The organism is Gemmatimonas sp., assembly GCF_041689975.1.
Taxonomy (GTDB): Bacteria; Gemmatimonadota; Gemmatimonadetes; order Gemmatimonadales; family Gemmatimonadaceae; genus Gemmatimonas.
This window is the reverse complement of record NZ_JBDNFF010000442.1, coordinates 1-9,777: the sequence shown is the minus strand read 5'-3', so window position 1 is coordinate 9,777 and position 9,777 is coordinate 1. Positions and strand designations below refer to the sequence as shown.

Here is a 9,777-nt window from a genome sequence, read left to right as displayed (position 1 = left end):
CGAACCGGCCGCTCGATCGACACGATCGGACCTGCCCACACGAGTTCGCCGTTGCGCTCGATCCGTAACCCGAACTTCCACGGGACGATGGCCGTGCCCAGTTCAATGTTGCATCGCAGACCGCCGAAGATGTCCGGCACTGTCACGGAGGCTTCGGACACCTCGTCGAGCACGCGCGACCACGAGAGCTGCGAGAAGTTGACCTGGGCGGCGTACGTCTTGAGGTCGCGTGCGGTGATGATGACCGTGTACTCCTCGGCACAGCCCAACCTTGGCTGCGGCACCGGCTGGCCCCCGACGGGAGCGTAGTCGATGGAAAACTGATCGAACGCGTACGACGACCAATGCGACACACCGTTGACCGTCTGAGCGACCCGAACGTAGGCCCGGTACGTCGTCGAGGTGTCGAGCGCCAACGTGTCGCGGGTCAGTGCGCCGCTGACAACCTCGCCGGTGTCCTGTGTCGCCGGTGATGTCGCCGGGTTGAACCCACCGATGCCGTACTGGGCGGCAGTGAACACCCTGATCTGATACCGGGTCTGCACGCCACCATCGGCGTCGAGCGTGTTCGTCCACGCAATCGGGGCGATGTTCGTCGTCGTGAGCGGGTCCGGGGTGACGGCGGTGACGACCGCGACCGGCTGGGTGACGGACACGACGTCGACGTAGGTTTCGGCGACCCGGATGTCGTCCTCGCTGGCGTTGACCCAGAGTTGCAGTCCGTTAATTTCCGCCTGAGTCAACGAGGTTGCAACTTGCGGCGAGAGGAACTCAGTGAAGGCAACATCAAACACGTAATCATGGCTGAACGCCAGCGTGTTCGTGAATGGAGATTTCCTCAGCTCAAGCGACATGAAACCAGGGGAGCCGCTGTTTCTTTGCGCGCGGGCGCGCCATCGGACCGAGGCAATGATGGCGCCGGCCGGAAGCGTGAATGTCCCCAAGTTGAACTCGGCGAAGTAGGGCGCGAACCAAGTGAGATACGACGCATCGGAGTTGTCGCTCAACGCCAGGTGACGGGTTGCCGCCCCGGTAACCGACGACCCGCCATTGGCGATCGTGCCGTCAGGTCGCAGTGTCGTCGTCGTCATCGCTGCGCCGCCATCACGCGCATCCCTGACGTTCCTGCGTGGACACTTCAACCAGGGAGAACTGGCGCAGCCCCGACGGCGGGCTCGCGAAGCAGAAGTCGTCGGGCTCGATGACCACCATGTACTCACCACACCCGAGCCCGGCGAAGCGAGGGACGCCCACCGTGTTGGGGGCGACGAAAGCGAAGCCGTTGACGAAGCTGCCTGTCGCTGCGTTGCGAACCTGCACCTGACGCCCGGCCATGTCGTACAGGATCTCCGTGAACGGCTCCAGCGTGACCAGGTGCAGCTCTGCGAGTAGCGGCGCGCCACAGATTTGGGCAGGGGTCAGGCTGTTCGGGTTCGCGTACGTCCTGATCCTCATCGGGATCGACGAAGCGGTGAGCGGGGCGGTGATGTGGATGCGGGGGGCCGATGCTCCCGGTGAGTCGATCGTGAACTCGTAGGTGAGTCGACACGCAGCGGGCATCTCGGAGCAGACCGGCCGGCAGTTGGTGCGACCGAGCTGCACGTTGGTGCCAGCAAAGCAGGTCGCCCACGTCATGGCCTGCGACACGTCGACATCGGTGCAGGGCGTATACATGCACGGGTCCATCGCTGCCATCGTGAAGTTCACGCGCCGGATGAAGCACCCAGCACGCTCGACCGGCGCTCCGCCCCACACAAGGCCAGTGACCATGCCGACCTCGCGCATCTCGACGACCCCATTGGCCACGGTGTCCAAGGCGTCCGGGTCGACGTCCGGGCAGATCCGGCGCAACAGGATCGAATCGGTGGCGCAGGTGGCGCAGACCGACGAGATCGTCGCGTCAAGCCAGCGGAACAGGTAGTCAAGTGCGGCTTCCGATTCGCCGAGCAGGATCACCTCCAACCCCATCTCGCGTGCGGCCGAGTTGGTGGCACCGAACTGCCCGCCGCCCCGGTACGCGCCCACCTGGGTGACCTCTCGTTTGATGTGGCCGGAGTCCAGTCCGGTCCATTCGGTCACCCAGAAGCCGAGAGCCTGAGCCGACTCGGGGTAGCTCGGGCTATACCAGGGGGCGTCGTCGAGTTCGGGCGTCGAATACTCCTGCTTGTACCAGCCGTTCGGAGCCTCATCGGCATAGAGCGGCGGGGCGCCGTCCATCGTTGGTGGCACCCACGGATACGCAGCACAGCCACCGTCGGTGAGCACGTCGAACACGGACCCGCAACCCAACGCTGTCGACGTCTCGAGATAGGCGGACGTGCGTGCGTGGTTGAACAGCTCTCGGTAGTTGCCGTTCTGTTCGCCGATGCTGAGCCAGCCGTGATGGTAACTTGTCATGTCATATCATCTTCCCACAGCGAAGGCGACCCTGTTCGCCGTTGCCAAAGCTATGGCCTCGGGGTCGCCGGTCGGGACGTTCAGGATCAGGTCACGGAAGATCGGTGGGGGCAGCACCGGGTCAACCTCGTCGGGTTCGTCGGGCCGGTTGCGCTCCTCCTCTCTCCTCGCGTCTTCGGCATCTCGCTTCGCTTTTTCGGCGACCTTCTCGGCCTCCTCGGCGGCCTCGGCGCGAACGCGTGCCAATTCGGCTGCGGCCAGCCTGGCCTCCTCGGCGCTCGTGGCAAGCTTGACGGCCTCGGTGGCGCGCGCCACCTCGCCAGCCCAGTCGCTGAGCTGGACGGTGGACAGGCCCAAGATGTTGATGAGTTCATTGACTTGATCAGCATTGGCCCCGGCCGACACCGCCGAGTTGATGAGTTGGTCGCGCCACGCCGACGTCTCTCCTATGACGTTCGACAGGGGGCGCCCAGCAGCGAGCAGCGTTTCGGCGTACTGGCGAATCCCTAGCCCGGCCTCAAGGAAGGCGGCCCGATTCTCGCGTCCGATTGAGGATCCGGCGTCAAGTGTGGAACCAAACGCCCTGCCGGCCGCCTGGACATCCGCTTGCCCTAATCTTTTTGTGTTGAGTTTCCCGTCCTTGTCGGTCCCGGCAAAGAACTCGGTGGTCCGCTTGACGGTCTCGGCGAGCTTGGCCCCGAAACCACCTGGGATGTCGGCGACCTTCAGGAAGGCCAACTGGAGGGCGGCCTGCAGTGACCCGCCGCCGTCAACTGCGCCAGCGAGCACGCCCTGCTTGCCGAACATGTTGATACCTATCTGGTTGCCGATCAACTTGAACTGATCGACCTTCGACAACGCCGCCGTGTATGCCGCATCCATCGCCGACCCGACCGAACTGATGAACGACGATCCGTTCTCCGCAAAGCCTCTACCAATCGCTCGCGCTGACTCTTCCCCGGCCGCAGTCAGACCCCTGACCGCCACCCTGGCGAGATCGACCGCTGCGTCGATCACGGACCGTTCGCCATCGGTGATACCTTCGGCGACGCCCTCAGCGAACCACTCGCCCGACTGCATCATCACCCTTGACGGTGATTCCATTTGCAATGTGGAGTCGAATGCCCGATTGGCGGCCCTCGCAAGCCGGCGCGCCGAACTTTCGACAGCAACGATCGAGGAACGCGAGTCGATGCCGTCGGCGGCGCCTTGAGCTACGTTCTTGCCGGACGAATTGAAACCAGCGACGGCCGTCGGCCCCCCGGCAGCCTTGCCTGCGGCCACACTGAGGGCGGCTGCTGCCTGGTCGGCCACCGCCTGGTTGGCTCCAATGCCGCCCGCATATTCGGCGACCACTTCGGCGGAGGCAAGCGCAGCGGCGGCTTTTGCCTCCTCGACGAACTCCACGTTTTTGGTGGGGTCAATTCCGAGGCCTAGCTCCAGCTTGGTGTTGGCCGCCTTTACCTCGGCTTGCGCGTCGGCGATCAGTGCGTTTAGGTCAATCGCCCCCTCGAGCAGGTTCGTGCCTTCAGGCAGCGAGAACTCGCCGATGATTCTCTGCAACTCAGTAACCGCTAGGGCGCCGCCTTCCCCACCTGCCGCAAACGCCGCATCTACCAGCGGCTGTAGCTGGGTGGCTGCGGTGGCCGCATCGGTGATCGTGCCATCCTTGATTCCCTGAGCCAGCACCGTGGAGGCTTCGTCGCTGACTGCACGGATGCCGGTATTCAGCTTTGCTTGAAGCTCATCTGCTCCGACACCAGCGGCGTTTGCCACGTCCTCGGAAAGGGCGCGCGACAGGTTGGACACTCCGATGATCGCTTTGTCAGTGGCGACTGCGATCGAGTCGTCAGCCCCTCCACGGAAGAAATCCTGCAGCGCCTGCAAGGCCTGATCCGCAGCGCCCTTCGCTTCGTCGAGGGCGCTCTTGGCCTCATTGACGCTGTCCCGCAATTCGTCAACGCGAGCACCCTTCAGCTCGTCCAGCTTGTCCTTGAACGCCGTCGTCCCTGCTGCGGCTGCATCGGCGGTGAGTGCGGTGGCAGCAAACTGGTCAGACAGGCCTTGCGCCCTGGTATTGGTCGTCGACAGCGATACGCCGAGTAGCTCTGTTGTCAGGGCAGCACTGTCAATCCCCCCGTCGACGACCTTTGCTGTCTCGCCGAGCAATCCAAAGGTTCGCTCGAAGTCATCGACACTGAACCCGGCCGCGACTATCTCGTCCTTCAGGTTCGCAACGCCGATGCCATCCACGAGCTGGTTGCCGGAAATCGCATCGTCGATGCGCCCGAGAGTGATTTCCCCTGCAAGCAACGCGTCGGCGAACCTCTGGCCCGCCGGACCAAGTGCCTCGAATTGTTGCGCGATGAACTCGACCCCCTTGCCCTGCGCTGCCGCCTCAGAAAACTTGAGGTAGTCGATTCTTAGATCAACGATCGTTTGCTGGACTTCCTCGGATGCCGCCTTGAACCTTTCAAGCACGGCGTTGTCAATGACCTCTTCGGTTTCAGGTGGGCTCAAGCCCAGGAGCGCTTCGCCGAGAAGGCGCACCGACGCTTTGAGTTCATCGGCCCGCTGCTTGCTCTTCTGGAATACTGCAGCGATGCCGCCAATGGCCACGGATGCCACGGCAAGAGGAGCATTGCCGGTCGCGGCGAAGACTCCGGCTCCTGCTGTCGCCAACCCCAACGCCCCCTGGATGACGTCGCCTGTGCCCTTCGCCTCCAGGAGCGCTGTTGCGGCGAACGAAGCCATAAACGCCCCGCCAGCAACGGCCCCGGCACCCGTCGCAATTTCGCGCCCAGAAGACTTGACGGCGGTTCCGATCTGCTGGAAGCCCTGCTTGACGTTGCCGGTGGAGATCTGGGTCAGCCCGTCACGGAACCTGACCCCGGACACGGCGGCCTGGCCGAGGTTGCCCTCCAGTCTTGTCACTTCGCCGGAAAGATTCTGGAACGTCCCTGCGAGCCGCTTGTTGTAGTCGACGAACGCCTCCCCGGGAGCCCTTGTGAGGGCAAGCGGAGCGTCACCTAGGCTGCCGCCCAACCCCTGGATGACTCGAGCCTGGTTGCGGATTCCGCTGACCAGCCCTTCACTGAATCGCTGCCCGGCCTGGGCGCCCTGAGCCCGGATCGCGTCCGGGCCTCCGAATAGGCCGCCGACGAACCCCTTCGCCCCACCGCCGACGCCGACGTTGCCGGCGGACACAGCGCCTTCCGTCAGGGCCTGAGCGAGCACCCGGCCAGTCTGACGGGCCGAACCCACCAACTTGGCGAGCGCCTTGGCGCCGAACAGGGCGGCGGCGAGGGCGACGGCGATGGCGGGATTGGACGCCAGCGCCTTGAGGGCGGCGGAGAGCGCCTCGTCGAGAAGGCCGACGAGCCCTGCCGTCAACTCGTCCACGTTACTGACGGCACCCTCGACGAGACCGACGATGAAGGCCACGCCGACGGCTGCTGCGGATGCTGCGATCCCCGCCAGGGCGGCCACCAGGCGTGGGTCGGTGACGATGTTGCCGAGCACCTGGCCTATCTTGCGTGCCGCCTTTAGCGCTCCGGCGCCCACCTCGGCGAGCGTGTCGGTGGTGAAGATGTCGCCGAACAACTCCTTGACGTCTTCGACCGCGCCGTTGAAGACTTCGACGATCTTCTCGCGAATACCTTCGTTGCGAAGGGCGGTGACCGCAGCGCCGATGCCGATGGCGAGACCTGCAAGTGGGAGGTTGCCGAGAGCAAGGAACCCGATGGCGGCGGCGGTAGCAGCCAACGCCGGGATCAGATCGGCGCGCAGGAGAGGGACGATGTTGTCGTCTACGAGCCGGTACAGCTCCTTGAACACGGCCGTTACCTTTGCGACGGCGGTGACCAGGAATGAACCCACGATCGGGATGACGGTGCCGCGCACGAAGTCGACCAGATTGTTGAAGGTCTCGGTGGCCAGGTCGACTGCCCTGCCCAGGAACCGTCCGATGGCCGGCACGACGTCGTCCCGGATGAGGGTGGCAAATCCCAGCAAGATGGGCGACACCGTGGTGAAGATGAATGAGGTGAGCGTCCGAATCTTTGGAACAAGAAAATCGGCGACGGTTTCAGCCAGGGAGCGAACGACCGGCTGAATCACGTCGTCGATAACGCCCGCCAACGTCTCTAGGGCGGCGGGGATCACCCGGAGGATGGGCCCGAACGCGAACTGCAGCGACGTACCAAGGGCGCTCAGCGAGCTTTTCAGCTCCGAGCTACCGTCGATCAGTCGCTGGATGAACCCACCAACAAGAATGCCTGCGGCGATCAGCAGATTGAACGGCGCCAAGATGCGCCCGACAGCAACCCCGATCAGGGAAAACAGGCCGGGGATGAACTGCAACGCCTTGAGCGCACCGAACGCAGTGGCCAGGTTGACGATGCCTTCGGCGATGAACTTGAAGACGGGGGCTAGGGTGGTCTTGGCTTGGGTGAGAACCGGGGCAAGTTGAGAGATGCCCTCCTGTATCAGCCTGAATACCGGCGAAGCGACGACTGCCGTCGCGAGCGCCGTGAACGCTCTCCCGATCAGGTCAATGGCGGCGGTCCCCGTCTGCGCCGCCCCGACGAGTGCGGGGGAGAACGCCTTGATGATGTTCGCTCCAGCGCGACTGAAAGCCGTGTTCAGGTTGGCGAGCGAGCCACTGAGGGTGGTGCCGAGTTCTTTGCTGAGCCCGGCGAACGCAACCGTAGCCCCGTTGACCCCTTGTGTTCCGTTCTGGATGCCATCGAGTAGGGAGTCGATGGCCTGGCCGGACGGGATCAGACCCTTGGTGACCAGCTCGCGAACCTCGGGGATCGTCTTGTTGATTGAGTTGCCAAGCAAAGCGAACGCTGGGACGCCAGCTTCGGTGAGCTGGTTCAGGTCTTCGGTGGTGAGTTTGCCTGCGGCAGATATCTGGCCGAACGTCCGCACCAGCCGGTCGACGGTCTGGTCCGGGTCAAGCGACAGGGCAGACGCATCACCGATTGTTCGGAGGATTTCGGGAATCTTGTCGGCTTCGATGTTGAACGCCAAGAGCTGGGTGGCGGCAGCGGAGAACTGGTCCAATCGGAACGGCGTGCCGGTGACGACTTCGGTGACCTGCGTGAGCAGGTTCTTCGCCGTTTCGGCAGAGCCGGTCAGCTTGGTCAGCGCGCGCTCGGAGTTTTCCAGGACGGTGGCTCGGCGGAAGCCACCGGTCAGCGCTTTGGCAAGGCCAGCGCCGAGCAGGCCGGCGAGCACCGTCGTCTTGGCGCTGAGTCCACCCATCTTCCCGCCGAGGTTGTCGACGGAGTTGCCAACCTGCCCGAGCGACGATGTGGCGTTGCGCGCAAAGTTGGAGATAGCCGTGTTCTGGACTCGGGTCTCGTTGTTGACGGTGTTCGACGCGTTCCTGAACGTCGAGCTATAGCTGTTGCTGATCGAGCTGTTCGAGGAGCGGAACGACTGCGAGATGTTGGTGGAGACACTGCTCGCTGATCGCCGCAGTGAGGCAAACGCTGCCGAGCCAACATCGGCGGTGGCGCGCAGCGTGCTGGAGATCACCCTCTCCGACGAACGGATGGCCCGAGCCGCGAACTCGAACGCGGCGACGCGCCCCCGAGCGGTGGCCTGTGTGGTGGCCACCTGCTCTCGGGATGCTGACCGGATGATCGCCAACTCACGAGCGGCTGCCGTCTGGGTCGCGACGATTCCGGCGGAGGCTGAGCGATTCTTCTCGTTCTCGATGGCCTTACTCGCCAGGCGGGCATCACGCGACTGGTTCTGCGACGACTCGCGCGTGGCGAGTGTCGTCTGTTGAGCGAGCGTTCGGACCGCAACCAGCTCCGACTGAGCGGCTTTGATGCGAAGCCCTGCAGCGGCCTGGATACCGGGGTCGGTTGACAGGTTCTGGAGTTTCTGCTGCTCGACGATGATGTTCTTCAGCGACGCCGAATACTGGGCTAGCGCAGTGGGATCGAACGCCTTGCCGAAGGCCCCCGCAGCAGAGGCGGTGGCCTGGTCGACCGTTCGCAGCTTCGAGGCCACATCGCCGAGCGCGCCGCTCAACCTGCCGCTCGCCCGAGCGGAGTCATTGAGAACGTCATCAAAACCGAGATCCTTGGCGTTGACCGACTTCATGGCGTTCTGAATGCTCTTGAAGAGGTCGGGCCCCACATCAGATACGGCGCCAGAGAACGTCTGCTGAAGACGCGCCGCCACGCGCGCCTCGGAGCCGTCACCGGTAATCTCGTATTCGATTAGGATCTTCTCGGTCATCGGACGCCGAGGCTACTCGGGGGCGGAGCCCTGCGCCCGGATTGTCTCCTGCAGCTCACGCATCTCCTCGAGGGCGGTCTTGGGCGTGGCTCGCTTGCCGATCGACGCTTTCGCTTCAATGGCCTCGGCCTTGGAGCGTGCCGCCTTGTCCTCTGTGGACTCCTCCGGTACAACCCCGTACCAGAACATGTCGGTCATCACCTTGCGGTACTTGTGTGAGTCCATGAACCCGCCGCGCCCCTCTTCGAGGAGCATCATCCACAGCACGTCGATCCATTCGGAGACGGATGTGGTTTCCGGGTTGCGCCCGGACGTGATCAGCCGGCCGCGGACTTCGGCTTGGCGACCGAGGTCTTGACCGTACGCGAGGAACCGGAGGACGACTTCGTAGGGTGGTTCGCCACCGCCTCCATCAGGTTGTTGATGATGATCAACAGGATGTCAGCGGTGAGGGGCTCGATCCGGTACAGGGCGTCCTGGAACTCGGAGCGCTCGTCGGGGTGAGCGACATTCATGAGGAACTCGGTGAACGCCTTCGTGTCGCCTTCGCCAGCACGAAGCGCAAGGAACGTGTTGATCTGCGACGAGATACGCCACTCCCGATTGAACAGTTTCACCTTGATGTAGACGGTTTTGGAGGCCGCCTCAGCAAGTGCGTCTGCGAGGAGGGCGTCGATGTCAAATGCTTTGGGTGCGGGCATGTGTCATATCATGCCACGAGTTGGGCCGAGATGAAAGGCAATCAGCTCGTCAGGTATCGAGCGATGGCTTGGTCGCGTGCCCGCTCAAGGAAACCGGTCGGACCCTGACCAGGGTGGAAGGTGGACGGCACCTTGACCCACTTGCCGTCCTGCAGCCACGCCAAACGCTTTGGTGGGCCCAGCGCTTTCCGGTTCGGCCACTTTCCCGACGGCCTGATCTCGTGGGCTCGGGTGCCGAAGTTCATGAAAATGATTCGGGCCACGACGTCATCGCCGCCAACAACGCGATAGCCGATGGTGAGCGGGAACTCTCTGCCCTCTATCGTCGGCTGGAGGGCTTTGGCGGCGCGTGTTGAGCCCGGTGAACGGCGACGAGAACCCGGACGGTTCAGGTCGAACAGTGACTTCATCTCCTTAT

General features: G+C 63.7%; 5 protein-coding genes and 1 pseudogene. All 6 read right to left on the bottom strand.

Annotated elements, in window-relative coordinates:
* A pseudogene (locus ACESNG_RS24590) lies at positions 1-1,091 on the bottom strand (hypothetical protein); the annotation flags it as partial.
* A gap of 13 nt (positions 1,092-1,104) precedes the next feature.
* A complete protein-coding gene (locus ACESNG_RS24585) occupies positions 1,105-2,274 on the bottom strand; it encodes a hypothetical protein (protein ID WP_373071416.1) in 1,170 nt (389 codons plus the stop codon).
* A 129-nt stretch (positions 2,275-2,403) separates the two neighbouring features.
* Positions 2,404-8,658, bottom strand: a complete 6,255-nt coding sequence (locus tag ACESNG_RS24580) for a tape measure protein (RefSeq protein ID WP_373071413.1) — start codon at positions 8,656-8,658, stop codon at positions 2,404-2,406.
* A 12-nt stretch (positions 8,659-8,670) separates the two neighbouring features.
* Positions 8,671-8,916 carry a hypothetical protein gene (locus tag ACESNG_RS24575; protein WP_373071410.1) on the bottom strand — a complete coding sequence of 82 codons (246 nt, stop codon included), beginning with the start codon at positions 8,914-8,916 and terminating at the stop codon, positions 8,671-8,673.
* A 59-nt stretch (positions 8,917-8,975) separates the two neighbouring features.
* A complete protein-coding gene (locus tag ACESNG_RS24570) occupies positions 8,976-9,359 on the bottom strand; it encodes a hypothetical protein (RefSeq protein WP_373071407.1) in 384 nt (127 codons plus the stop codon).
* Between the two features lie 41 nt (positions 9,360-9,400).
* The coding region (locus ACESNG_RS24565) for a hypothetical protein (protein ID WP_373071404.1) at positions 9,401-9,777 on the bottom strand (377 nt) is incomplete at its 5' end.